Raw genomic sequence first — 25905 nt, 5'->3', positions numbered from 1 at the left:
CCGGGCAGATCGTCTCCCACGCCTATGCCGAGGCCGGGGACTACACCGTGACCCTCACGGTGACCGACGATCAGGCCGGAACTTCGGAGATCACGAAGCAGGTCAGTGTCGTGCATGCCGATCCGACGGCACAGTTCGACGTCTCGAGCTCCGCACGCACGGTCGCGGTGGACGCCGGCGGCTCCGCCGCGACGGACGGCGCGAGCCTCGCCTACAAGTGGGACTGGGGCGATGGGACGGCGACATCGGACGGGGAGAACGCCACCCACGTCTACGCGGACGACGGGAACTACGAGATCACACTGAGCGTGACCGACAGCCTCGGCTCCACTCACAGCACGACGCAGTCGATCTCGGTGACCGAGGAGGTCTTCGCGGGGTCGGATGCGTTCGAGCGGACGGTGTCCACGGGGTGGGGTGCGGCCGATGTGGGTGGTGCGTGGACCTCGACGGGATGGAACTCTGCGACGGTGTCGGTTGGTGACGGTGCTGGGAAGCTGGCGCTGTCGCCGGGCGCCGGGAGGGATCTGGTGCTGGGTGGGACGTCGTTCTCCGAGAGTGCTTCGGAGATGACCTATTCGGTTGCTGCCGGCCCGTCGACGGGTTCGCTGTATGTGGGTCTGAAGTCGCGGTATGACGATGGGCATGCGTATCGCTCGGCGGTCTGGCACCGGGCTGATGGCACGATGTGGCTGCTGGTTCAGCGTGATGATGCGGTTATTGCGACGCTGCCGTTGACCGGCCAGCAATGGGCTGCGGGCGATACGTTCCATCTGCGCACCGAGGTGGTCGGGGAGTCGTCCCCGACGATCCGGGTGAAGGTGTGGGCTGATGGTCTGGCTGAGCCGAGCGGTTGGCAGCTGGAGACCACAGATTCCAGTGCTTCGGCGTTGACAGGTCCGGGGTCCTCGGCCGTGTATCTGTACCGGTCGGGTTCGGCTACAGGCCAGAATGTGATCAGCGTCGACGACTACCGGCTTCAGGACCGCGGGGAGAACGGCGTTCCCCCGGCGAACAGTGCACCGACAGCGAGCTTCGTCTCCACACCGTCCGGGCTGTCGCTCGCAGTGGACGGCTCGACCTCCTCAGACCCGGACGGGACTATCGAGTCCTTCGAATGGGACTTCGGAGACGGCGCCACGGCTACCGGAGCGACCGCTACGCATGAGTACGCCGGGGCAGGGGCGTACACCGTCACGTTGACGGTGACCGATGACGACGGTGCAACCCATTCGGCAACAAAGTCAGTCACTGTGACCGAGCAGGTTTTCGCGGGATCGGATGCGTTCGAGCGAACGGTTTCCAACGGTTGGGGTGCGGCGGATGTGGGCGGTGCCTGGACATCGACGGGCTGGAATTCTGGGACGGTGTCGGTTGACGACGGGGCCGGGAGGTTGGCGTTGTCGCCAGGTGCCGGGAGGGATCTGGTACTGGGCGGGACGTCGTTGTCCGAGAGCGGTTCGGCGATGACTTATTCGGTTGCTGCCGGACCTTCGACAGGCTCGTTGTATGTGGGGTTGAAGTCCCGGTATGACGATGGGTCTGCGTATCGTTCGGCGGTCTGGCATCGCGCCGACGGGACGATGTGGTTGTTGGTTCAGCGAGACGATGCGGTTCTTGCGACTCTTCCTTTGTCGGGTCAGCAATGGGCTGCCGGGGATGTGTTCCATCTGCGGACCGAGGTGGTCGGGGGCTCGTCTCCGACGATCAGGGTGAAGGTGTGGGCCGAGGGATCTGCTGAGCCGAGCGGATGGCAGCTGGAGACCACGGACACCAGTGCTTTGGCACTGGCGGGGCCGGGTTCTTCGGCCGTGTATCTGTACCGGTCGGGTTCGGCTACAGGCCAGAATGTGATCAGCGTCGACGACTACCGGCTTCAGGATGGTGGCGGGCAAGCACCTGTTGCCCGGAAGGCGGCCATCGCTCCGCCCGCGGAGCTGACTCCCGAGACGGAACCGGTCATCGAGAAGCAGGTCGTTCCCGACGCCGATCAATCTACGACGAAGGATGCCGTACCGGATAAAGACAGCGAGTCGGCACCCGATCGGAGCTCCGACGCAGGGCCGGAACCCAGCCCTGCTGGTGATACGCCAGCCAAGGCCGGGGAAGGTGCGGCATCGGACGACGAGCCTGCCGAGGAACCGGCGACGAAGTCGGAGAATGCCTCGGAGGCCGAACCTGTCCCGGCCGAGGAGAGCAGTTCCGAGGACGGAGCCCAGGAGGGCGAGTCCGAGGAGGCTCAGGACGCAGGAGACTCGCCCGAGGCTGACGACGAAGCGGGCGGCACCGATGCGGAGGGCACCGCTGACGGCGACCAGGACTCGAAGGAGAAGGCCGCCGACGACGAGGACCCGGCAACGAGCGGCGGGGCTGATGCGGACGATGCCGATAACGCGGCTGAGGAGGCTGACGCGACTGACCCGGACGAGGCTTCGGCAACGGCTGACGAGGATCCTACGGAGGATTCGACGATGCCCACCGGGACCCCGGTCGTGCAGGACGATTTCGATCGGAGCTCGGATACAGGATGGGGCGATGCGGAGCAGGGCGGTACGTGGAGCCTCGCCGAGGCACTCGCCCCGTCGGCTGGAGTCGCAGACGGCGCGGCCGCCCTGGATCTCCCAGCCGGAGAATCGGGAGACGCGCTGCTCGACGAAACGTCGTTCTCCCAGAGCACTGTCGACCTGACCTTCCGCGTCGATGCTGCGGAGGGTGCCGTGGACGGCGAGGTCGGTGTGGTCACCCGAGCGACAGAGGACTCGCAGTACTCGGTGCGTGCAGTGATCCTGCCGGACGGCACGATGCAGCTGAACGTCCTGAACGGGGAGAAGGTAGTGACGACGCAGAAGCTGGACGGCATGGCCTTCTCGCCGGATGCGTCGTACACGTTGCGCGTGTCGGTGACGGGATCGTCGCCGACGACGATCTCGGCGAAGCTGTGGGAGGTCGGGGCGGATGAACCCGAGGACTGGCAGCTGACCACCGCGGATGACACCTCCTCCCTGCAAGGGGAGGGTGCCCTCGGCCTCGTGGCGGAGAACGTGGGTGGAGTGGATCAGCTCGGCGTCCGGTTTGAGGAGTTTGTGGTGGTCTCTGGCGACTAGGATCTTCAAGTATGACCACCGTTGCGCCAACTGCGCTGCTCGCCCTGGGCGCACTCGCCTCGGTGGTCGTCGCCGCCTTCCTCCTGCGAGCCATGCCTCGTGCTGCATTCGTCGCGTGGACTTTGGTGCTGTTCTTCGTCCCCATCTGGGTCGGTGCGAACGCCGGGGTGTTCTGGTCGGCCATCACGGCTCTCACCATCCTGCTCCTCGCCGCGCACTGGACACGTGTCCCTCTGCGCCCTGCCGACGGCTGGATGGCGGTCTTCACCGCACTTCTCATCGGGCTCTTCTTGCTGCGGGGGGTCACCTATCCCTCGATGCTCACCGCAGTGCTCGAATGGGTCATCCCCTATGCGTGGGGCCGGATCGCCTGCTCCCGCATCAGCACTATGTGGATCACCCGCACCATCGCGCTGACGGCGACAGTCGCTGCGGGGCTGGCCCTGCTCGAGTTTGCCACCTCGTTCAACCCGTTCGTGCTCATCCCGGGGCCGGACCCGCTGCACTCGGCGTGGGACGACCTGCAGCCGCGGGGCGGGTTCCTGCGCGCCGAAGGGGCGTTCGGGCACTCGATCGCGCTGGGGGCGGCTCTGGCGATGTCCTCGGCCTTCGTGGTCGCGGCACGGTGGCGTCTGATCCCTGCGGTCATGTCCATCGCTCTTATCGTCTCGGCCACGGTCGTGACGTTCAGCCGCGCCGGGCTGATCACTCTCCTGATCACCCTGGTGCTCTCGATCTTTCTGCTCCCAGGGGTCTCCGCCCGACTCCGTGCCACGGTGGCGGCCGTGGGCGCGATCGGCGCCCTGGTGATCTTCCCGTTGGTCGACAGCGTCCTCGGCGCTGCCGGCGAGGAAGCCGCCGGCAGCGCTGGCTATCGGACGGATCTCCTCGTGCTGATCCAGCAGGTGAAGCCCTTCGGCTCGTCCGGGGATTGGACCTCTTTGGTGGCCGGCGACTTCTACCTCGGGTATTTCGCCCGATCCATCGACAACGCCTTGATGCTGATGCTGCTGAGATACGGCGCCGTCCCGACCCTCCTGCTGCTTGCGACCATCGCCTGCGTCGCGCTCCTGGCGGTACGGCGGGCCGGGCGCAGCCCTGCGGCTCTCGCCGTCGTCGGTCAGCTCCCGAGCCTCGTCGTCGTCGCACTCATCACGCAGTACGGCACGTTCCTGTGGTTCTGCGTGGGGCTGGCCATCGGCTGGGGGCCGGTGCGCCGCGCAGCGGATGACGCGGTGGAGTCAAGGTCTCGGACAGAAGTGGGGCACGGCAACAAACGAACTCGAATTCACCATGGCTAGGGGAGTCATGCGTGGGATCATCAGCAATGAAGAGGTGTGCGAATGTACGAACCGAGAGTGAACCTGCGATTCCTGATCGCCGCGGCCCGGAAGTTCTGGTGGCTCGTGGTGCTCACGGCCGTCATCGGCGCCGTAGGGATGTTCGGGTACTCCTCGTCGCAGACCCCGTTGTACAAGGCGACCTCCTCGCTCCATTTCGCTCTGAACCAGGGAATATCGGCGACGGACCTCAACCAGGGCTCCGCGTACACGCAGAGCCAGATGCTCTCCTTCGCCCAGCTGGTGCAGGGGTCCAGCGTCCTGGAGCCGGTGATCGAGGAACTCGAGTTGGAGACGACGCCCCAGGAACTCGGCAAGGAGCTCGAGGTCTCGATCCCGCAGGACACGGTGACGTTGCGGATCACCGCGACGACGCCGGATCCCGAGCAGTCGGCTGAGCTCGCCACCGCGGTCGGCGAGCACCTCATCGAGGAGGTGCAGGGCGTTGCGCCGAAGAATCCGGACGGCACCTCGACGATCACCGCGGTGATCTACGACGACGCGGTTCCGCCGACCTATCAGTCATCGCCGGACAAGAAGAAGGACGCCCTGCTCGGTGGTCTGCTCGGAGGCGTCGTGGGTGCTGCCGCGGCGCTGCTCATCGCTCTGCTCGATACCCGGATCCGCAACGAGGAGACGCTTGCCGAGGCTTCTCGGCATCCGGTGCTCGGTGTCGTCTCGAAGTCGCCGCTGCTCTCGGGGCGCACGATCGCGATGGCCCAGCAGCCGCTCAGCCACACGGCGGAGGAGTTCCTCCGTATCCGCTCTGCACTCACCTACGCGAGCGTGAACGCGAGGGTCAAGGTGCTGCTGGTGACCGCATGCATGCCCGGGGAAGGCAAGTCGACCGTCTCGGTCAACCTGGCTATGGCCCTCGCTGGCAAGCAGGACTCGGTGCTGCTCATCGACGCGGACCTGCGCCGTCCGCGCGCTCACGAGTACGCAGGGATCGACGGTTCCGTCGGCCTCACGAACGTCCTGCTCCAGGAGGTCGACGTCGATATCGCCAAGCATCGGATCCGCGGGACCGGCCTGGACATCCTCCCTGCGGGGAAGATCCCGCCCAATCCCGCGGAGATGCTCACCTCGCAGCGGATGGCGGACCTCATCGCCTCGATGTCGGACGACTACAGCTACATCGTCATCGACACGCCTCCGGTCCTCAGCGTCGCCGATGCCAACCTGCTAGCACCGGTGGTCGACGGGGTCGTGCTCGCCGTCGACGCGTCGAAGACTCGTCGGGCGAACCTGGTGCGCAGCATGAAGACCCTCGAGAGTGGCGGTGCACGGATTCTCGGGACCGTGCTGAACCGCGCCCGCACCGGCAGCCACCGTGAGGAGTACTACTCCGAGACCTGAGGGCGTCGCTCCTCAGCCGCACTGTCCCGACGCGCGGGGCTTTCGGGTCTCGTCGTCACGACGCCGACGGCCGCACTGGCAGCACCGGTGATCCAGTGCGGCGCTCGGAAGAGCCAGGCCACCGGGGGTATCGACTTGTACACGGCGAGCACACCGCCGAGCAGGAGTGCGGCCGCGAGGTTGAGCGAAGCCAGCAGCAGGAAGCTACCCTCGGCGAGCGAGGATCGCGAGAGTATCGCCATGATCGGGAAATGGCTGACGTAGAAGACGATCGAGGACCGGCCGAGGAACTGCAGGCCTCGGGTGAGCGGGCCGTCGATACGAGGCCGGGCAAAGGCCGCGACGAGTGCGAGCGCTCCCGCGATGCTCAGTGGCGCGCCCCATACCGAGTAGTGCAGTGATTCCGTCCAGATGATCGACGCGACACCGAACGTGAGTGCCGGGACGCCGAGAAGGATCGCTGCTCGAGGGCGGGCGAGCCTGTCGACCAGTCCGGGAGAGCTCGCGATCCAGCTGCCGGCGAAGAAGAAGACGGCGAAGTACCCCATGCGCTGTTCCATTGATCCCTGCTCCAAGAGCACTCCGGCCGCGGCGCCGAGGGCTATGGGGACCCAGGGAGGGAGGCGCTTCAGGAGCGGCGCCGCCGCGTAGTAGACGCCGATGAAGAACAGGAACCACAGATACGACGTCGCGTACCAGGCGTGCCAATGCCACCACGGCACCCCGGGCTGCTCGAGGAAGACGATCTTGGCGATGATGACCCAGACCAGGTAGGGCCACAGCACCATGGCGAGCTTGCCCGCGTAATACACCGGAAGGGGCTTCTGCAGAGATCTGGTCAGGAGCATGCCCGACAGCAGCATCAGCGTGGGCATCCGGTACGGGAAGAAGAAGGCGTTCGTCGAGCGGATGACATCTGGCATCGGCGTTCCGAAGAACTCGGGGACCGCGTTCGCATGCCAGACGAGCAGGAGGAGGATCGCCGATCCTCGGACCGTATCCATCCATCCAAGGCGCCGCCCTGTTGCGAGCAGACGGTCCTGCCGCTGCATAGTGACACTTGGCATCGTCTACGCGCTCTTCCGCTTCTTCACGAGGACGCCGACCTCGATGAGGTCCTTTGCATCTCGTCGAATGCTCGGGATCAGGCAGAGCAGACCGATCGTGCCGAGGACGATGGCGCCTGTCAGAAGGATCGACAGGAGCGCAGGCATCGAGGGCAGCGCAGCCATGATGGCGAGTGTCGTACCGGCGGACAGGCCGGCCACAACGATGATGCGCAGCGCCCCGGTGTACAGAGCTCGGGTGGGCACCGTGGTGACACGTGAGAGCCACAGCAGGGAGATCGGCCAGGCGAGCCATGGGGCGAGAGCCAGGCCGGCTGCGACGCCGACAACCCCCCACTGGATACCTATGACGACGCAGAGGACCCGGATTGCGCCGGTCACCAGCGAGTCTCGGAAGAGCGAGCCGCTCAAGCCCCGTACGACATATACCCAGTACCCGACGAACGCCAAGTTTCGCGCGATCCCGGCGAGCGCGAAGAGCTGCAGTAGAGGTACTGCGGCGAGCCACTTCTGTCCGAGCATCAGTTCGACGACTGGGTCGGCTGCGATGGCGATCGTGACGAGGCCGAGTGAGATCGGATATCCCAGGGCAAGCTGACCCCGCACAAGGTACGCCGAGAATCTCCTCTGGTCGTCCTGGATCTTGGACAGGATCGGGATGGCGACGGAGGTGACGGGCGACTGGATCTGGCTGAGTGGCGTGACGACGAGCTGGTAAGCCCTGTTGTACAGCCCGAGCGGTGCAGCGCCGTAGGCGTAGCCGACGAGCGCTGTATCGACGTTGTTCGTTCCGTAGTTCACGACTTGGGACAGCACGAGGTTCGCGCCGAACCTCAGGAAGGAGCGGACGGAGACGTCTCGGCGAGGCTTCCCGGGCCGCCAGCGTGCGCCGATGACAGCACCGAGAAGGATCACCAGTGCTTGGGTGATCTGTTGTGCGACGAGCGCCCAGTACTGCAGCCCGAGGAGGGCGCCCCCAATCGCGACTCCGAGAGCGAGCGCGGCGGCCAGGACATCCACGGTCGCGAGCCAGCGGAATCGGAGTCCGCGCATGAGATGAGCGCGGAACTGCGTCGCCAGTCCGTTCAGCACGAAGATGATGGCCATCGCCTGAGCGATCGGACGAACCTCGCCTTGGCCGTACACCGCAGCCAGAGGCGTCGCGACGGCAAAGAGCGCTCCGCCCAGGACGATGCCGATTCCGGTATTGATCCAGAACAGGTTGGTGCCCTGCTCGGACGTGAGCTCCGGCGCTCGAACCGCAGCGGACGACAGCCCGAAATCGCGGAAGATCTCCCCGACGCCGATGAACACGACGACGATCGCAAGGAGTCCGTAGTCGTGGGGAGAGAGCAGACGTGCCAAGACCACCAGGCCCGCGAATTGCAACAGGATGCGCATGCCCTGTCCGGTGAGCATGGTGAGCGCGCCGCGTGCCGCTGTGGAGCCTAGGCTGCCGGGCCGGCCGTCGGTGGACGGGGGGCGAGTCGACGTGGCCATCACGGTGCGGCCCGCAAGATGTCGATGATCGGATCCAGGCTCTTCCTGCCCGCAGCGGCCGACGCCCGGGCTTGAGCAGGGTCGAGGAGCCCTGTGGCCTCTGCGACCTTGCCCGGCATAGTCGCGAGGTCGTCGGTTCGGAGATCGAAACCTACGCTCCACCCCACCGAGTCCAGCAACGGGGCGAACTTCCGTGAGTAGGCGAGAGGCACCGCGGGCACCCCCATGGACAGCGCGTTCAAGCACGCGTGCATCCGAGAACCGATCAAAGCATTCGCACCGGCGATCGCCTCCCGGACTGAGTCGAGATCCGTCGGCACGACGATCTCCAGGTCGCCTCCGGCCTCCTGGGCGAGAGCTCGCACCGCGGGGACGTCGTTGTCAGGGTTCGGCGTGTCCAGGACGTGGGCGAGCAGCGTCACTTCGCGGCCGTCGCTGCGAAGGCGGTCGAGCACCTCGCGCAACACTCGGCGATAGCCGACGGCGTCGACGTGCGGGTTCTCGTTCCACAGCAGCCCGCTGACATTGAGCAGCACGTCCCGGGAGGTTCCAGGAGTGGGCTGGTCGATGGCGAAGACCAGATCGGCCGAGGTGAGGTCCGGACTGCGCCCCAACGAGGTGGCTGCCTCGGTGCTCACGGGATCGCGGGAGAACACGAAATCGGAGCGGGAGAGCGTCCGCTTGGCCAGGGCACGGCCTCGACGTGTGGTGAACGGGCCGATGGTCTGAGGCGCCATGGCGACCCGTGCGCCGCCTTGTCGGGCGAACTCATGGACCATGCTCATCGTCACGTGGCGACCCAGCCCGTAGATGTCCGCGAAGCTGTCGCCAGAACGGGTATCCCAGACGAGGTCGAAACTCCGGAAGAACTCCTGCATTCCGTAGCGAGGGAGCACCCTTTCGCGCACCAGCGATCGCGGTCGCCCCCACGGGACCTGCTGAGGGCGTGCGCCGTAGTTCGCGAACGTGAACTCCGCGTCCGGGAAGGCCTGCCGCAGGAGATCGTGCGAACCCCTGGCCAGGACGGCGACCCCGAGATTCGGCGAGGATTCCTCCGCCCACAGCACCAGGATGCGCGGCGGATCGTTCTTCAATGCGGTCATGTCTCCTCATCTGATGCACTACAGGATCTGCTGGGCCTCGACCGGTCAAGGGGACCGCGGCTCACGGAGAACGGACGGCGTGTGCGGCTCGTCGCTCGAGGACGACCTCTGCGATGCCTGCGCGGTACTGCTCGGGGGCGTGGCGCCGGAGCGCCTCCTCGCGGGCAGTCCCGACTGCACCCACGACGTTCTTCCAGTCATCGGCGATCGACGCCATTTCCCAGGCGATGTCCGTGGCGTCGTCCGGACCGGCGAGCCGCGCGGTGCGGTAGCCGCCGGCCGCTTCCCGCAGCCCCCCGCTGTCGCTGGCTATGACGGGCCTCTGTGCGAGCACCCCTTCGACCGCTGTGTTCCCGAACGGCTCTTCCATACGGGACGGGACGATCAGCACGTCCGACGCGGCGAGGAAGGGCCAGATGCTCTCGTGGAACCCGGCGAACTCGACGTCGACGCCGCTCGCGGACGCCTGGTCGCGGAGCTGCTGCTCATACCATTCGTAGCCCTCGAAAGCAGTGCCGAGCAGGGTGACGGTGGCGGGTCGGCCCTGGTCTCGCAGGCGAACGGCGGCGTCGATCACGAGGTCCGGTCCCTTGCGTGGCGAGAGACGCCCGAGATACAGGATCCGCAGCGCTCCCTCGAGCCGTTCGCGCGGTGGCTCCGGCGAGTCGGGGGAGGCGACGCCGTTATAGATGACGCTTGAGCGGCGGGCGAGTGGGGCCAGCGCACCACGGATCGTCTCCAGGCTGAAGCGGCTGTTCACCAGAGTGCTTGCCGAGGCTAGGTGAGGCAGGTACAACGCCATGTTGAGGAGCCGGCTCCCCGCAGCCTCGGCTTCGTGCACGTGGCTGATGGCCTTCGTGCGCCGCAGGCGAGCGAGCAACGGCCATTGCGGGATGATGATCGTGGAGACGTACACCGCGTCAGGGCGCACCTGACTGATCAGCCGCCATCCGCTGATCAACCCGCTCAGAGCCGAGCGGAGAAGCAGCGGCCAGCCGCGCGGCTTCATGAGCTTCTTGCGCAGCACGAACATCGGCACGATCCTCACGACCGCTCCGGCTTTCACCAGCTCGTCGACCAGCGGCCCGTCCGAGGGGAGGGCCGCGACCACGGTGCTTCCGGCCTCCCGCAGCCCGATGACGCTCTCGAGGAACATCCGGTCCGAGCCGAAAAGCTCCGCTCCGGGATGGACGGCCAGCACCGTGGGCCTGTGACTGCTCATCCTGACCACTCCTCGTCGCGTCGTCGCGCTCTGCGCGCCAGGGGATGGACCGATTCGCCCCGGGCGAGGCGACGGGCGAGCTCCTCGTACGAGGAGGCGACGTCGTCCCAGCTGAACGCCGCGGCGGCGTGCTCGCGGTTCGCGCCTCCGCGGGCAGCTACCGCCTGTGGATCTGCTTCGGTGAGGGCGATCTGGGCCGCTATGTTCTCTGCCCCGGTGAAGAACCAGCCCTCGTCGTTCAGGACGTCTCGGTTGAAGCCGACGTCGTAGGCGATCACCGGGGTGCCGGCGCCGATCGCGCGCAGCAGGGAGGGGTTCGTGCCGCCCACGGAGTGCCCGTGCACGTAGGTGAAGGCGTGGACGTACAGCGCGTCGAGCAGGTCCTGGTCGTAGATCGCACCGAGCAGCCGGATCCGCGGATCGGGCTCGGCGATCTCGGCGATCTCTTGTGTGTACCCGGCGCTGTACGGCGCCGACCCCACCACGGCGAGTGGCAGGGTGGCGTCGCTGTCGCGATAGCCCTGGACGATGTCCAGGACATGATTCTCGGGCTCGAACCGGGCGACCACGAGGTGGTAACCGTCGGGCTGCAGCCCGAGGGCTCGCACGCCGCCCGTCGGTGCTTCGTCGAGGAGCGGGGCCCCGTAGCGGATCATCTCGGTCGGGACGCCGAACTGGTGGCGGTAGTAGTCGGCGATGCCAGGGGCGTCGGCGATCAGGGCGTCGCCCTGGCGCACCCCGAACTCCTCGGCCCAGCGGTAGTACGCCTTCCCGCGTCGGCCCCACTTCGAGCGCCGCCACTCGAGGCCGTCCATGTGCAGCGCAGTGGGGATCCGCCGAGCCCTCAGAAGCGGCAGGAACGGTGAGTTCGCGGCATTGAACACGAACGCGACGTCGGGTCGATGGCGCGTGATGGCATGGAGGGTCGACAGCCCTGTGTGGCTGAGCGTCTCGAGCTGCTTCTGCGGGATCGCCGGAAGATGGATGGTGCGCATCCCCAGGTACTCATGTCCCCGGTCCTGTGAGCCGCGGGTATAGACCGATACGTCGTGTCCCTTGTCGACGAGTCGTCGCCCGATCTCCTCCACGGCGGTCTCGAAGCCTCCGTAGGCGGCCGGCACTCCTCGAGTGCCCACCATCGCGATCGAGAGCGGGCCGTTCCCCGATCGGCGGATGGTCGATTTGTGTCGCATTGTCCTAATTTAGTGCGGTTTCAGGTTTCCGTCCAGGCGGGACACGGCCGCGGCGGATCCCACCCACTGCGGGGAGGCAACGTCGGCATCATCCCTCCCCGCCGCGACCGCGGCGAGCGTGCCGGACCACCACGATGGAAACCTGCATCGTGACCTCATGACCCGTCGCTGGTCCTGACGTCCGGGGGCGCCGATACTTGCTGCATGCCCCGTTCCCACGCCGCCCTCGCCTGCCTGGTCGCGATCTTCTGGGGCCTGAACTTCCTCGCGATCCACGCCTCCCTCGAGCAGTTCCCGCCGCTGTTCCTCGTCGCGCTGCGGTTCACGCTCATGGCTCTGCCGGCGCTGCTCTTCGTCCCTCGCCCACAGGTGCCGCTGCGCTGGCTCGTCGGGTACGGGCTCGGGTTCGGGACCCTGCAGTTCCTCGGTCTGTACTCCGGGATGGCGGCCGGTTTCCCGACGGGCCTGGCCTCGCTCGTGCTCCAGGCGTCGGCCCCCTTCACAGTGCTGCTCGGTGCAGTCCTGCTCCGCGAACGGATGACCGCGCGGCGCGCGCTGGGCATCGGCGTCGCGGTGGCGGGCCTCGTCCTCGTGGGCATCTCGCGCGGGGGAACCGGGGCCTGGTGGCCGTTCTGGCTCGTGGTCCTCGGGGCGTTCGGCTGGGCGATCGGGAACATCTCGAGCCGCCTCGCCGCACCACCCAGGCCGTTGGAGCTGACGATGTGGATGGCCATCGTGCCACCCATCCCGATGCTCGCCCTCTCCCTCCTCCTCGAGGGACCCCGCCGCATCACCGACTCGCTGGCCGGTTCCCTGACGGCGCAGGCGGTGCCCGCGTGGATCGGCCTCGCCTACACGATCGTCTTCGGCACGATCGTCGGATCGGGGATCTGGGTGTGGCTCATGACGAAGCATCCCGCCGGCGTCGTCGCCCCCTTCTCGATGCTCGTGCCCGTCGTAGGGATCACCGCGGCCTGGCTGGTCCTGGGCGAGAGTCCCCACCTGCTCGAGATCATCGGCGGCGCGCTGGTGGTCGGTGGGGTCCTCTGGAGCGGTCGCCTCGTCGCCGCGCGCGGGGCCGCTGATCGGGCGGGTCCGGTCGACGTCGGTGATCCAGGAGCTTCGGCCGACGCGGTGGAGCCTGCGGACCGCTGAGCCCTGCGACGCACGGCCGGGCTTGGCGGCCGGGCCTGGTCAGCGGGGGATGTCAGCGGAGGATCATCGCTGCGCGGGCAGCATCCCCGCGAGCACCTCGAGCAGCGCAGCGCTGGTCGCCTCGGGGGCATCGAGCGTGACGACGTGGCCGGCCCCCGGGATCACGTTCTCCGCCACGCCCTCGGCTCGCGCCCACCGCGGCATGGCGGTGGCGATGTTGCCCGTGGCATCCCGCTCCCCGCGGATCAGCCCCAGCGGCACCGGGGTGCGATAGCGAGGATCGGGGTCGACGAGCGAGACCGTCGCCCTCCACACGTCGATGAAGCGCCGTTTCGGCATGGCGGCGAAGGCCTTCTCGGTCGCGGCGATCGCCGCGGGGGTGACGGCGGAGGCCTTCGCCATCAGCCGCGGCATCCGCCACGCCGGGATCAGGGTGAAGAGCGGCGCCGCGAGCGGCAGCGTGACGCTCTCGAGCCGGGTCAGCGGCCCCGCGTTCCACGTCGCATCGAGCACCACCAGTCCTGCGGTGCGCGTCGGATGCTCGCGCACGAACGCCTGGGAGAGCCCGCCGCCCAGCGAATGCCCCACCAGCACGGGGGAGTCGAGGCGCAGCTCGCCCAGCAGCGCCTCGAGATCGGCGAGGGCATCGGCCGCCGTGAACCGCACGGGGCGGGCCAGCAGCGAGTCGCCGTGGCCGCGCAGGTCCCAGGTGATGACCCGGTACCCGGCGCGGATCAGGGGCGGGACCTGCGGGTCGAAGGATCGGTGGTCCATCCCGGCGCCATGGCTGAGGACCACCGGCGGCCCGTCGCCCCCGGAATCGGCATAGCGCAGGGCGGCGCCGGGGCGCTGGAGCGTGCGGGGGAGTGGGGTCATGGCCCGACCCTAGGCGGGATCCGCCCTCAGGTCACTCGCCGGGCGGCCTGTGTGTCAGGCGATGCCGAGGCGCGCGAAGGCGTTGCGGAAGATCGTGAGGTCGCCCAGGCCCGGCAGCTTCTGGACGCGCTTGTCGAGCTTGTCGAGCTCGCGCGGCTGGCCGCCGAAGAGGTGACCCATCACGTGTTTGACCTCGGATTCGTCCATCATGCCGCTGCCCACGGGCTTCCAGGCGCGGGACATCACCAGGCGCACGATCTTCTGTGCGGTGGCGGAGGCCTCGAGGCGGTCACGGCCCTGGGTGGTGTAGAACGCCACGTGCCGGGTCTCCTGCTGCGCGATCCGCTTGAGCAGCGGGGACAGCGCCGGATGGTCGGTGAGTGCGGAGAGCCGACGGTAGGCCGCCACGGCGGAGAGCTCGTTGGCCGCGCCCCACACCATGTGCACCGCGACGAAGTCGGTGCCGGCGAGGTTGCTCATCACGGACTGCTTGAGCGGACCCAGGGCGTTGCTCCAGCCCAGCTTGACCCGCTTGGCCTTGAGCTCGTCGTAGTCCACGACGATCCCGTGCCGGGCGAGCACCAGCGACAGGGCCTCGCCGTGCCAGAACTCCTCGCGGTTCCACATGGTCATGAAGCCGCCGGTGTCCTCCTCGCGGTGCGAGGGGGTGACGAGCATGTCCCGCAGGAAGCAGGAGGTGTGGAACTCGACGTCGCACATGTAGCGCAGCGAGCGCAGGGTCTGCTCGTCCAGCGGCTGGGACTCGAAGGCGTCGAAGTCGAGATCCTCGTACTTGACGGGGATCGAGGTCTCGGCGAAGTGGTCGAGGTCGAAGGCCATGTCACGCTCCCTTCAGGGGACGGGGGAAGGGGAGACGGCCCGAGAGGTCCGGGCCGGGCAGCAGCCGCGTGATCTCGAACCGGGCTCGCCGCAGGGAGGCGCGGTCGCGGGCGTCGGCACCGATCACCCGCAGGGCGGTGCGCAGCTGGGCGTCGGCCAGACCCCCGCCGTGCAGCGGGGAGGACAGGGCAAGCACGGCGCGAGCGCTGACCGCCTCGCCGCGGGAACGGGTGATGCGGGTGATCGCCTCCGCGGTGAAGAACCCGACGGCGGCGTCGTGCCGCTGTGCGACGAGGTCGACGACCCGCTTCGCCTCACCGTCCAGCTGCCGCGACACCGCGACGAGCGCGGCCTGCAGGGACGCCTCCTGGATCGCCATGCGGGCCATGTGCCCGGCGGTGACGCCCTCGCCGGTGACGATCCCCCACAGCGGGGAGAGCAACGGCTGCACCCGGTCCACGTGGACGCGCCGCAGGGCGTGCAGCGGATGCAGTGCGGAGCGCTGCTCGGCGGTATCGGCGGTATCGGCGGTACCAGAGGCAGCAGCAGGATCAGCGGTAGCAGCACTCTCCGCGACGTCCGCGGGGCGGTCGCCGGCGAGCACGTCGCGCAACGCGCGGGACTGCCAGAACCGCTCCACGAGCCAGGTCGCGAAGAAGGCGGTGATCCGGGCCTCGTTCCCCGTGGAGGTCGCGAGCATCGCCCGGGACTCGGCCAGGGCGGACGCCTCGAGGCGGTGCAGCACGCCGAGCGTGGCGCGCAGCTCGGCCGCCAGAGGGCCGTCGGCCGCGCGCTGTGAGGGGTCCACGACGATCCGGTCGGTGCCGCGCTTCGCGTAGGCGGCGACATCGAAGTCGGTGCGCACCACCGGGGAGATGGTCTCGTCGAGATGCAGATGGCCGGCGAACGGGCCGGCCTGGGGGATCCCGGGAGCTGTCTCGGGAGCGGCACGTCGTCCTGTGCCCACTGCCGAACCGATGACCACGCTCCACCTCTCCTCGACCCGTGACCGTGGCGGGGACGATGTGTCCACGCCCGCAGGGCCGGTGAACAGTGTATGGAGTGGATCTGATCGGTGCATGGGTCGACGTGATCCGCTGTGTCGCCCAGGCGCGGGTTGGTAGGTTCTCTGCCGTGACCATTTCCGGCGCTTCCTCCCTCCCGGACTCGGAGGAACGCCCCGAACTGGGCGAATTGCCGGAATTGCACGACTTGCGCGGTGCGTTGCGGCCTCCGGAGCTCCCTCTGCCCTACCCGCGCGATGTGCTGACCGCGGCTGCTCGCGTGAGCGATCTCATCCATGCCGAGCGGTATGGCGACGCCCGCCGCCTCGCCGAGGTGTTCCGCGATCGCCCGGCCGATCCGGCGCATCGGCTCGCCCTGCTCGGTGCCGCCCTGCGCGGCGCGGTGTTGACGGCGGAGCGCGAGCAGATCGACCGCGACACCTCCGACCTCGTGACGATCCTGAAGCGATCCGGCCACCGCGAGCTCGCCGGGGCCCTCGTCGCGGAACTCCTGGACCGCGGTCCGCGGCAGGGCCGGACAGCATCCACCAGCCGCAGCGCGTCGGTTCCGCACGGCCGACGGCGCGGTGAGCAGATCCGGCCCCGCCCGGAGATGATGACCCTCGTGCGCGGCCTGGCCCGGACCGCCCTTCCCGGCCCCGGGGAGATTCGCGGTGCGGAGGTCGACCCGCGTCGCGCCGTGGCCCAGCTGCGCGCAGCCCTCGACGTGGTCCCCGCGGTGCGCGAGCAGCTGCCCGGCGACCCCGGGACACAGCTCCGGGTCAGCCTCGCGCAGGCCCTCGAGCTGATGGGGGACCGGACCGCCGCCACCTCCCAGGCGCTCGACGCGCTCGAACGGATCGAACAGGCCGACGCCGACGCCGGAGGATCCCTGCCGGACCCTCTGCGCCTCGCGACCGCCGCCCGCACGGTCCTCGCGCGCACCCTGAGCGTCGAGCGCCCGCTGCAGGCGGCTCGGCACGCCCTGGACGCCCTCGACGCGCTCCATGAGGTCGACGACCCGACGTTGCGCGTCGGCCTGATCACGCACCTGCTGCAGGCGTTCATGGCGGCAGGCGCGATCGACCACGCGTCCCTCACCGCCGGGAGGCTCGCCTCCCTCCAGCGCACCGTGCAGCGGGAGTCGCTGCGCACCGGCCCGCTGCTCGCGGTCGCCGCCCAGCGTGTGCAGGCCGAGCGCTACGACGCCGCCCGGGTGCCGCTGGAGCGCGCCCGACGCATCGCCCAGGAGAACCGCGACCACCGCTCCAGCCTGGAGGCGGCGCGGCTCGCCGCCAGCATCCACGAGCGCACCGGCGATCGTCCCGCAGCGCTGCACGAGCTGGGCCTGCTCGCCGCCGAGGCCCGGTGGCTGGCTGATGACCTCGCCACCGCCCGTCCCGAGCGCGCCCAGTTCGTGAGCACGGAGCTCAGCGCCCAGGCGCTCGTGCTGCGCCGGGCCCTGGACCTCGGCCGCACCGCGCTGGTCCACGAGGCCGCTGCGGCGATCGAGCATCGCGCCCGCCCCGAGGGCGGACGGCCCCTGCTGCCGCCCGAGCTGCTCTGGGACCACCGGGTCGACGCCCGCGTGGCGCGGTTCCTCGCGGCCGGGGAGGCGCTGCGGCGGCAGGAGGAGGGGGCGACGCCCGCCGACTGCGACCGCCGACGTCGCGAGGCCCTGCAGATCCTCGACGAGGTCCCCGCCGGGCACGACGCACGGGCCCGCTACTGGGCGGCGTACATCGACGACCGCCACGCCCAGATGCTCGCCGATCGCGGGAAGCGGACCGCCGCTCTGCGCGCCGCCCGCCGCGCCCGCGACGGCTGGGAGCACCTCGGGATGGCCGACGACGTCACCCGCGCCGAGGCGCTCATCGCGCAGCTCGACGAGGCCTGAACGGGCTCAGCTCCCGTCAGCCCCACCCCGTCGGGCCCACCCCGTCGGGCCCACCCCGTTGGCCCTGCCCGCTGGCGGCTCAGCTCCCGTCGGACTCGAGCATCGTCGTGCGCAGCACGTCGATCACGGCCTGCGGATCCGTCGAGGGGTTCACGAAGGCGAGCCGCAGGGCGATCTCGCCGCGGAAGGCCGTGGGCACGCAGAGGATCGTCCCGTCCTTCGCCAGCCGCTGCGACCAGCGGCGATACGCCTCAGGAGCCCAGCCGGGACGGCGGAACACCACCACGGACAGCTCCGGCTCGAGCAGCAGCTCGAGGTGCTCGGTCGTGGCGATCGCCCTCGCGACCGTGCGCGCGGAGGTCAGGCAGCGCTCGACCGCGTCCCGGTAGGCGTCGGTGCCGTGCGTGGCCAGCGAGTACCACAGGGGCAGCCCGCGGGTACGGCGGGACAGGTGCGCCGCGAGGTCCGCCGGATTGGACTCGCCGCGGTCGATCGAGTCGAGATAGGCGGCGTGCTGGGAGTGCGCGGCGGCCGCCGGGCGCGCATCGCGATACAGCAGCGCGCAGCAGTCGTACGGCGCGAACAGCCACTTGTGCGGGTCCACGATGAACGAGTCGGCCTGGTCGATGCCCGCGAAGCGCTCCCGCGCGCTGGGGGCCGCGAGGGCCGCGCCGCCGTAGGCGCCGTCCACGTGCACCCACACGTCGTGGCGGTGCGCGACCTCGACCACCGAGGCGATGTCGTCGACGATCCCGGCGTTGGTGGTGCCCCCGGAGACGACGACGGCGCAGATCCGCGGGTCGGCGCTCAGCGTGCTCTCCAGGACCTCGCCGGTGAGGTGACCGCGGTCGTCGATCGGCACCGTCACCAGGTCCATGTCCAGCAGCCGTGCGGCGGAGGCGATCGAGGAGTGCGCGGTCGACGCGCAGGCCAGAGCCCAGCCGCCCTCGGGCCGATGCCCCCGCGTGCGCAGGGCGTGGTCCCGCGCGGTCGCGAGCGCCGAGAGGTTGCCGGTGGTGCCGCCGGAGACGAACACCCCCGCGGAATCGGCCGGCCAGCCCAGCAGGTCGCTCAGCCAGCGCAGCACCTGGTTCTCGGCGAAGATCGCCCCGGCGCCGTTCTCCCAGATCCCGCCGAACACGTTCGCGGCGGAGACCACGGTGTCGAAGGCGACGGCGGCCCGGGTGGGCGCCGCAGGGATGTAGGCGAGATTCATCGGATCCTCGGAGGCGCGCGTGGCCGGCAGCAGCACCTCGTCGAACAGGTCCATGGCGCGCTGTGCGCCGATGCCGCCGGCGGTGATCGTCTCGCCCGCCGCCTCGTGCAGCTCGGCGGCGCTGCGGGCGGTGGTCTTGGGGTCCGAGGCGACGGTGGTGCGGGCGGCCGCCCAGTGCAGGGCGATGCTCACGGCCTCGCGCTCGTCGCCCCAGATCTCGGAGGGCTCGCGGTGGCGCTGCAGGGCGTCGGCGGCGCGGGAGAACGCGGTGCGCTCGGCCTGATCCGTCCGGCCTGCCTGGTCAACGGTGCTTCCGCCAGATCCGCCAGACCCATCAGCGCCGCCAGCTCTGCTGGCTCCGTCTGATCCACCGCTTCCCTCTGATGCGCCGGGCCCGCCGGCCGCAGCGGCAGCAGCAGCGGAGGCGGAGGCTGCGGCGTCGGTGCGGGCGGGCAGATGGTCGGCGGTTTCATCAGTCACGTCCTGCATGGTCGCACGAGCATGGCCGCACGAGACCCGGTGACAGCAGCGTGGCGTCAGTAATTCCTTGACATGGCGTCATTGTGGCGTCACTCTGGTCGCATGGACCTGAGAACACTCACCCGCACCGTGCAGGAGCAGCTCGCGGCGAGCGCCGCCATCGGTGACGACAGCACTCGTCGGGCGGCGCACCTGCTGTCCGTCTCCCTCGAGCCCGCGCTCCGTCTCGCCCTGCAGGACGCGGTCTCGCAGGTCGCCGCCGACGTCTCCGCCGGCATCGCCCCGGGTCGCGTCGAGCTCGCCCTCCGGGGCGAGCGGCTGGAGGTCGAGGTGGTGCCGCCTGCGATGCCGCTCCCGCCGTCGGCCCCACCGGCACCGCCCGCCCCGCCGGCGCCCGCCGCGGACGATCCCTCCGGCGAGCCCGGGGCTGACGGCGGCGCCGCCCGCGTCACCTTCCGCCCTCCCCAGCAGCTCAAGGCACGGCTCGAGGACGCCGCCGCGCAGCAGCAGCTGAGCCTCAACGCCTTCCTGATCCGGGCGCTGACCTCCCACCTCGACGGCGCGGACCGTGCGTCCGATCCGTCGTCGCCCTACTCCCGCACCGGCCGCACCAGCGGCTGGTTCCTCTGACCTCCAGGAGCCCGCTATGTCCATGCCTCAGTACTCGACCCCCGACCCCCGCCCGGCCCCGGACCCCCGTCCGGCACCGGATCCCCAACCCACTCCTGAATCCCGTCCGACCGTCCATGAGTTCACCGCGTCCGGTCCGATCGACGCCACCCTCCGGAACCTGCGCGGTGACGTCGTGGTCCGCGCCGAGGACGGTGACGCCGTCCGCGTCGAACTCCGCCCCCTCGACCAGGCCGGCCGTGAGCTGGTGGAGCACATGCGCATCGACTTCGAAGGGACCCGCCTCACCGTCGAGGCCCCGTCCGACGAGTCGCGTCGGGCCGGCGGGCTCTTCACCTCCGGTGCATGGTCCGACGGGTCGTGGGCCGACCAGCTCCTCGACGGCCTCCGGGGCGCGCTGCACGGTCTCGGAGGCTTCCGGGGGCAGCTCGATCTGATCGTCACGGTCCCCACCGGGTCGCGTATCGTCCTGCACGACGGGGCCGGCGACGTCGCCGTCAGCGGGCAGCTGGGTCGGCTCGAGGCCCGCACCGGGGCCGGCGACATCGCCCTCGACCGCGGTGCGGCGCAGGAGACCAGGCTGAACACCGGATCCGGCGACATCGCCGTCGGCCCCACTCCCGGCGATCTCATCGCCACCACCGGAGCCGGGGACGTCGCGGTGGGCTCCGCGGAGGGCGCCGTCACGGCGACCACCGGGACCGGGGACGTGATCCTCGCGCCCGTGGCCGGCGCCGTGAGCGTCACCACCGGGGCGGGCGACATCGACCTGGCCCGGACCTCCGGCGAGGTGTCGGTGACCACGAGCGTCGGTGACATCGTGGTGCGGCGTGCCGCCTCCGGTCGGATCACGGCGCGCAGCGGCGTGGGCGACGTGACGGTCTGCGTCGTCCCCGGGACCGCGACCCGGGTCGAGCTCGCGACCGGGCTCGGCGAGCGGAACGTGGCGCTCGACCCCGCCGACGGGGCGGGATCCGCCGAGCGCACGCTCGAGATCGAGGCGAAGACCGGCAAGGGCGATCTCCGGGTGCTCCGCGCAGACGGCTGACCACGCCGACAGATGGCCCTGCCGGCGGCTGACCGCATCGCGGATCGGGCCCGCCCTGTGCGCGTCTCCCTGCCTGCCGTACGGTGGGACCCACCGGCGAGCAGAAGGGCGCGCCTCATGGCCACCGACCCCGACGACCACACCCCGGACCCCGAGGACCACCGTCACGGTCCCGACGAGAGCATCGCCGTGCGCGACAATGCCGTCGCAGGTCGCTATGAGGCGGTCCGCAGCGGTGCCGTCGTCGGCATCATGATCTACGAGCGCACCCGCTCGCGCATCGAGCTGATCCACACCGTCACCGATCCCGCGCATCGTGGCGAGGGCGTGGCCTCGGTCCTGGTGCGCACCACCCTCGCCGAAGCGCGCGCGAGCGGCCTGGGCGTGCTCGTGATCTGCCCTTTCATCGAGAGCTGGCTGCAGCGGCACCCCGAGCAGGCCGACGTCGTCATCACCGACGACTGAGCCGGGCTCCCGGTCCGTGCTTGCTGCCGGCGTACCTGCGCCCCGTCCTACCGGCGTACCGGAGTGCTGGCGTACCGGCCTTCTGCGGACCCGGACGGCGTAGCGTCAGGCCCATGGACTCTCTCGATCTTCTCCGTGACCTCACCTCCCGCCCTCGCGACGCCGCCGAGCGGCTGCGCCCGGACCTCAACCCCGTGACCCTGAACGCCCGACCCGGCGGCCACGACAACTCCGTGGCCTGGTTGCTGTGGCACTCCGGCCGCGAGATCGACGTGCAGCTCGCCAGCCTCACCGGCGAGGAGCAGCTGTGGACCGCACAGGATTTCAAGGGGCGCTTCGACCTCGGCACCGAGGGGGACGGCGTCGGCTACGGCCACACCCCGGAACAGGCCCGACGCATCCTCGTCGACGACGCGGACCTGCTGCTGGAGTACCTCGAGGCGACGCTCGACGCAGTGGTCGCCTACCTCGATCGGCTCACCGAGGCCGAGCTGTCCGACGTGATCGACGAGGAGTGGGATCCGCCGGTCACGCGCGGCGCCCGCCTGATCAGCGTCGTCGACGACGCCATCCAGCACCTCGCCCAGGCCGCCTACGCCCTCGGCATGCCGCTGAGCGACTGAGCCCGTCGGCCCGTGGAGAGGTGCCCTACATAGGCTGTGACGAACGGCCGGCCGCCTCCTATCGTGGCGCTCAGCGCCCGATCCGGACTCTGTCGCACCAGGCGATCCAGCAGGGCCTCCCGGGCTGCAGCCATCCCTTGCCCACGTCGCTCCGATGCGGACACCCCAGCAGATAGCGAGCGACCCATCCCGATGGACCGTTGCATGGTCCGCCTCGAGGAGATCGCCGTGAACCCCGATATCTTCCTGCTGATCGTCGCCGACCTGGTCGCCGCCGTCATCCTCACCTTCGGCCTGTACTGGCGCCGGCACTATCGCCGCGATCTCGTCGTCGCCTTCATGGGGATCAACGTGGGAGTCCTCTCGGTCTCCGCGGTGCTCGCCGACTCCGATGTGGGCGCCGGGGTGGGCCTCGGACTGTTCGGCGTGCTGTCGATCATCCGGCTGCGGTCCGACGAGCTCGCCCAGCACGAGATCGCCTACTACTTCGCGATGCTCGCGCTCGGGCTCCTCGGAGGGCTCGACGCCGCGCCGCTGCCGCTGTCCCTGCTGTTCATGGTGCTGGTCGTGCTGACGATGGCCGTGATCGACCATCCCTCGCTGCTGGGCGGTCACCACCGTCAGGAGATCGTGGTGGACCGTGCGATCGCCGACCCTGCCGAGCTGCGCGCCCACCTGGCCGAGCTGCTGGACGCCCAGATCCATGCGGTCACGGTGAGCCGGCTGGACCTCGTCAACGACACCACCACCGTGGACGTCCGCTTCCGTCGCCCCAGGAAGGACATGGCCCGCGTCGTCGACGGAGCGGGCCGGTGACCGCTGTGTCGGACATCGGCGGCACGGACGCTCCGGCCCGTCTCACGACGGCGTGCGCGACTCTGCCCGGGATCGACCTCGGGGCCATGGAGGAGCAGGCCTCGCTGATGACTCGGGTCGACCGGAAATAACTGGTCCCGGCCTCGGTCGCCGTCGACCTCCTCGAGGCGATGGCCGAGGACCTCCACGTGCTCGAGATCGCCGGCGGCCGCAGCTTCGCCTACCGATCGCTGTACTACGACACCCCGGACCTGGACGCCTACCGCACGGCAGCGACCAAGCGGCGACGACGCTTCAAGGTGCGCCGACGCGAGTACGTCGATTCCGGGACCGCCTTTCTGGAGGTGAAGACCCGGACCGGACGCGGGGACACCGAGAAGATCCGCGAACAGGTCCCGATGCTCCGCGGCGAGGACCAGCCCCTGCCCGGCGGCGAGGAGCTGACCGGATCCTCCCTCGACTACGTGCGGGCGCGGCTGCGCGATGCCGGCGTCGAACCCCCGACCCAGGCCCTGCTGCCGGTCATGGAGACCGCCTATCACCGCACGACCCTCCTGCACGGCTCCGAAGGGTCGCGTGTGACCCTCGACCGCGCGCTGACCTGGCGCGGGACCGCGCTGCAGCAGTATCGGCTCGAGGACCTCCTGGTGCTGGAGACCAAATCCGCGCTCAGCCCGGGCGCGATCGACCGCTTCCTGTGGCGCGCACATCACCGTCCGCAGCGGATCTCGAAGTTCGCGACAGGAATGGCCCTGCTCGACCCGACCCTGCCTGCCAATCGCTGGCATCGCACGCTCGGCAGGCTGCGACCGCAGGTGGAGCCGCCCGTTCCGGCGGCTGCGTGAACGACGCCGCGCGACGCCGACGACGACGTGCTCAGTCCGGCCGCACCGCGCTCAGGCAGAACGGATGGCCGACGGGATCGAGCATCACCCGCCAAGCCGTCGGCTCGGGCTGCACCTCGGCCTCCCTCGCCCCGATCCCGAGCGCCGCGGTGACCGCGACCGCGAGATCCTCGGCGGCCAGATCCAGGTGCAGCTGCGCTCGCTGCGGGCCGTGCGGCCATTGCGGCGCGACGTACTCGTCGGCCTGCATCAGCGTGATCATCGGGCCGGCGCCGGCCAGGCAGACCACGCTGCGGTCCTCGGCGGCGAAGGCCTCCTCGAGGCCGAGCAGCGCGCTGTAGAAGGGGACCAGGTCATCGGGTCGGGGGCAGTCGATCGAGACCGAGGCGAGCAGGGCGATGGCCGGCGGGGGAGTGCTCTGGTGGGTGTTCTGGAGAGTGTTCTCGGGGTTGCTCTGGGCAGCGTTCTGGGGCATCGCGCCACTCTAGGGACGAGGGCCGACAGCGGAGCCTTCCTGCCCTGCCGCCCGCACCGCCCGTCGGCCGTCCATTCCGCCACCAGTCCTTTCGCCGCCGAGTCCGCACCGCCCGCCCAACCCTCTGCGACCGTGCAGTTCTTTCCTCCACACCGCAGCGTCGTCCCCACCCCGGACAAGGATCACGTCCCGACGGTCAGCCGAGGTTCCTACACTGGAGCGGTGACATCTACCGAGGCCTTCGAAGCTGGACCCGATCGCGCCCTGGAGCGCACCCCGCCCCAGGATCTCCCCGCGGAGCGCGGCGTGCTGGGCGGCATGATGCTGTCCAAGGACGCGATCGCGGACGTCGTGGAGACCCTGCAGGGCAACGACTTCTACCGCCCCGCGCACGAGATGATCTTCGAGGCGATCATCGACCTGTACGGCCGCGGGGAGCCCGCTGACCTGGTGACCGTCTCCGATGAGCTCTCCAAGCGCGGCGAGCTCGCGCGGGTGGGCGGCGGCGCCTATCTCGCGGACCTCATCGACATGGTCCCCACCGCGGCGAACGCCGGGTTCTACGCCGAGATCGTCGTCGAGCGCGCGCAGCTGCGTCGTCTGGTGGAGGCCGGGACCCGCATCGTCCAGCTCGGCTACGCGGCCGACGGCGGCGAGGTCGACGAGGCCATCAACGAGGCCCAGGCGCAGGTGTACGCGGTCACCGAGCGCGGCGCCTCCGAGGACTTCCTGCCGCTGGGCGAGGTCATCGACGAGACCCTCAACACGATCGAGGCCACCCAGAACCGCGGTGGTCAGGTCACCGGCGTCCCCACCGGCTTCGCGGAGTTCGACGATCTCACCCAGGGCCTCCACGGCGGCCAGATGATCATCTTCGCCGGCCGTCCCGCCATGGGTAAGACGACCCTCGGCATGGACGTGCTGCGCTCGGCCTCGATCCACAACGGCAAGGCCAGCGTCATCTTCTCCCTGGAGATGGACAAGACCGAGATCACGATGCGTCTGCTCAGCGCCGAGGCACAGGTGCCGATGAACCGCATGCGTGACGGCTCGATGGATGACCGCGACTGGCAGGCGATGGCCCGCGCCATGAGCCGCATCGCCGACGCGCCCCTGTTCATGGACGACTCGGCGAACATGTCGCTGATGGAGATCCGTGCGAAGTGCCGGCGCCTGAAGCAGAAGCACGACCTCTCGCTCGTGGTCATCGACTACCTGCAGCTGATGAGCTCGGGCAAGAAGGTCGAGTCCCGCCAGCAGGAGGTCTCGGAGTTCTCCCGTGCGCTGAAGCTGCTGGCCAAGGAGATCCAGGTGCCGGTCATCGCGATCTCGCAGCTGAACCGTGGCAGCGAGCAGCGCACCGACAAGACCCCGATGATGAGCGACCTGCGTGAGTCCGGCTCGATCGAGCAGGACGCCGACCTCATCCTCCTGATCCACCGCGAGGACTACTACGAGAAGGAGTCCGCCCGCGCCGGCGAGGCGGATCTCATCATCGCCAAGCACCGTAACGGCGCCACCAAGACGATCCCCGTCGCCTTCGAGGGCCACTACTCCCGCTTCAAGGACATGGCGCACGGCGGGGGCGGCTTCAGCGGCTGAGCTGCTGAACTCTTGACCTCCTGAACCGTCCGGCGACGTTGCTGG

The 25905-nt window shown here is 69.6% G+C and carries 23 protein-coding genes; 13 read left to right on the top strand and 10 right to left on the bottom strand.

Translation table 11 applies throughout. The annotated features are described in order from the left end of the window. From ACT3UL_RS17940 to ACT3UL_RS17930, 3 genes are all read left to right on the top strand, one after another. Positions 1–3104, top strand: a 3104-nt coding sequence (locus tag ACT3UL_RS17940) for a PKD domain-containing protein (RefSeq protein ID WP_444579718.1), incomplete at its 5' end; no start/stop codon positions are given. Between the two features lie 11 nt (positions 3105–3115). Continuing rightward, positions 3116–4405, top strand: a complete 1290-nt coding sequence (locus ACT3UL_RS17935; protein ID WP_444579717.1) for a hypothetical protein — start codon at positions 3116–3118, stop codon at positions 4403–4405. A 42-nt stretch (positions 4406–4447) separates the two neighbouring features. Beyond that, positions 4448–5803: a polysaccharide biosynthesis tyrosine autokinase gene (locus ACT3UL_RS17930; RefSeq protein WP_444579716.1), complete on the top strand. Its 1356-nt coding sequence runs from the start codon at positions 4448–4450 to the stop codon at positions 5801–5803. Here ACT3UL_RS17930 and ACT3UL_RS17925 read toward each other — a convergent pair. The 5 genes from ACT3UL_RS17925 to ACT3UL_RS17905 form a co-directional block, all read right to left on the bottom strand. Continuing rightward, positions 5788–6807 (bottom strand): acyltransferase family protein, encoded by a 1020-nt coding sequence (locus tag ACT3UL_RS17925; RefSeq protein ID WP_444579714.1) that lies wholly within the window; start codon positions 6805–6807, stop codon positions 5788–5790. The two genes, ACT3UL_RS17930 and ACT3UL_RS17925, sit on opposite strands and share 16 nt — an antisense overlap. A gap of 66 nt (positions 6808–6873) precedes the next feature. Further along, entirely contained in the window at positions 6874–8370 is a 1497-nt protein-coding gene (locus tag ACT3UL_RS17920) for a lipopolysaccharide biosynthesis protein (RefSeq protein WP_444579713.1), read from the bottom strand. Further along, entirely contained in the window at positions 8370–9473 is a 1104-nt protein-coding gene (locus ACT3UL_RS17915; protein WP_444579712.1) for a polysaccharide pyruvyl transferase family protein, read from the bottom strand. Before ACT3UL_RS17915 ends, ACT3UL_RS17920 begins: the two co-directional genes overlap by 1 nt. Before the next feature lie 61 nt (positions 9474–9534). Beyond that, a complete protein-coding gene (locus tag ACT3UL_RS17910; RefSeq protein WP_444579710.1) occupies positions 9535–10695 on the bottom strand; it encodes a glycosyltransferase in 1161 nt (386 codons plus the stop codon). Continuing rightward, the gene (locus ACT3UL_RS17905; RefSeq protein WP_444579708.1) at positions 10692–11888 is read right to left on the bottom strand and encodes a glycosyltransferase; all 1197 of its coding nucleotides are present in this window, start codon (positions 11886–11888) and stop codon (positions 10692–10694) included. The genes ACT3UL_RS17910 and ACT3UL_RS17905 overlap by 4 nt, the downstream gene beginning before the upstream one ends. A 204-nt stretch (positions 11889–12092) precedes the next feature. Here ACT3UL_RS17905 and ACT3UL_RS17900 point away from each other — a divergent pair, with 204 nt between their 5' ends. Continuing rightward, a complete protein-coding gene (locus ACT3UL_RS17900) occupies positions 12093–13043 on the top strand; it encodes an EamA family transporter (protein ID WP_444579707.1) in 951 nt (316 codons plus the stop codon). Between the two features lie 63 nt (positions 13044–13106). Here the strand turns inward: ACT3UL_RS17900 and ACT3UL_RS17895 are convergent, their stop codons facing one another. The 3 genes from ACT3UL_RS17895 to ACT3UL_RS17885 are packed head-to-tail and all read right to left on the bottom strand — an operon-like array spanning position 13107 to position 15744. Beyond that, entirely contained in the window at positions 13107–13919 is an 813-nt protein-coding gene (locus ACT3UL_RS17895) for an alpha/beta fold hydrolase (RefSeq protein WP_444579705.1), read from the bottom strand. Positions 13920–13973: 54 nt separating this feature from the next. Further along, complete coding sequence (locus ACT3UL_RS17890) at positions 13974–14759, bottom strand: ferritin-like domain-containing protein (protein WP_444579704.1); 786 nt, start codon at positions 14757–14759, stop codon at positions 13974–13976. A gap of 1 nt (position 14760) precedes the next feature. Beyond that, the gene (locus ACT3UL_RS17885) at positions 14761–15744 is read right to left on the bottom strand and encodes a hypothetical protein (RefSeq protein WP_444579703.1); all 984 of its coding nucleotides are present in this window, start codon (positions 15742–15744) and stop codon (positions 14761–14763) included. Positions 15745–16043: 299 nt separating this feature from the next. Here ACT3UL_RS17885 and ACT3UL_RS17880 point away from each other — a divergent pair, with 299 nt between their 5' ends. Next, positions 16044–17660, top strand: coding sequence for a hypothetical protein (locus tag ACT3UL_RS17880; RefSeq protein WP_444579702.1), 1617 nt, complete (start codon positions 16044–16046; stop codon positions 17658–17660). 79 nt (positions 17661–17739) lie between these two features. Here ACT3UL_RS17880 and ACT3UL_RS17875 read toward each other — a convergent pair whose 3' ends face one another. Continuing rightward, positions 17740–19356, bottom strand: a complete 1617-nt coding sequence (locus tag ACT3UL_RS17875; protein ID WP_444579700.1) for a pyridoxal phosphate-dependent decarboxylase family protein — start codon at positions 19354–19356, stop codon at positions 17740–17742. A 102-nt stretch (positions 19357–19458) separates the two neighbouring features. Here ACT3UL_RS17875 and ACT3UL_RS17870 point away from each other — a divergent pair, with 102 nt between their 5' ends. From ACT3UL_RS17870 to ACT3UL_RS17840, 7 genes are all read left to right on the top strand, one after another. Next, entirely contained in the window at positions 19459–19986 is a 528-nt protein-coding gene (locus tag ACT3UL_RS17870) for a hypothetical protein (protein ID WP_444579699.1), read from the top strand. 16 nt (positions 19987–20002) lie between these two features. Next, positions 20003–21034, top strand: coding sequence for a DUF4097 family beta strand repeat-containing protein (locus ACT3UL_RS17865; protein ID WP_444579697.1), 1032 nt, complete (start codon positions 20003–20005; stop codon positions 21032–21034). Between the two features lie 117 nt (positions 21035–21151). Continuing rightward, the gene (locus ACT3UL_RS17860) at positions 21152–21499 is read left to right on the top strand and encodes a GNAT family N-acetyltransferase (protein WP_444579695.1); all 348 of its coding nucleotides are present in this window, start codon (positions 21152–21154) and stop codon (positions 21497–21499) included. A gap of 113 nt (positions 21500–21612) precedes the next feature. Continuing rightward, positions 21613–22122: a mycothiol transferase gene (locus ACT3UL_RS17855; protein ID WP_444579694.1), complete on the top strand. Its 510-nt coding sequence runs from the start codon at positions 21613–21615 to the stop codon at positions 22120–22122. A gap of 204 nt (positions 22123–22326) precedes the next feature. After that, on the top strand, positions 22327–22938 hold the full coding sequence (locus tag ACT3UL_RS17850; protein ID WP_444579692.1) for a DUF4956 domain-containing protein: 612 nt from the start codon (positions 22327–22329) through the stop codon (positions 22936–22938). Then, positions 22935–23069, top strand: a complete 135-nt coding sequence (locus ACT3UL_RS17845; protein WP_444579691.1) for a hypothetical protein — start codon at positions 22935–22937, stop codon at positions 23067–23069. The genes ACT3UL_RS17850 and ACT3UL_RS17845 overlap by 4 nt, the downstream gene beginning before the upstream one ends. After that, entirely contained in the window at positions 23070–23783 is a 714-nt protein-coding gene (locus tag ACT3UL_RS17840; RefSeq protein WP_444579719.1) for a polyphosphate polymerase domain-containing protein, read from the top strand. It begins immediately after the preceding gene. 31 nt (positions 23784–23814) lie between these two features. Here ACT3UL_RS17840 and ACT3UL_RS17835 read toward each other — a convergent pair whose 3' ends face one another. Further along, a complete protein-coding gene (locus ACT3UL_RS17835; protein WP_444579690.1) occupies positions 23815–24258 on the bottom strand; it encodes a VOC family protein in 444 nt (147 codons plus the stop codon). A gap of 222 nt (positions 24259–24480) precedes the next feature. Between ACT3UL_RS17835 and dnaB the strand changes: the two genes are divergently transcribed. Next, entirely contained in the window at positions 24481–25860 is a 1380-nt protein-coding gene (gene dnaB, locus ACT3UL_RS17830; protein WP_444579689.1) for a replicative DNA helicase, read from the top strand. Positions 25861–25905 lie beyond the last annotated feature (45 nt).

The sequence above is a fragment of the Brachybacterium sp. 107 genome (assembly GCF_052379725.1).
GTDB lineage: Bacteria > Actinomycetota > Actinomycetes > Actinomycetales > Dermabacteraceae > Brachybacterium.
The sequence above is the reverse complement of the archived record's forward strand: the minus strand, read 5'-3'. Positions and strand labels throughout refer to the sequence as shown.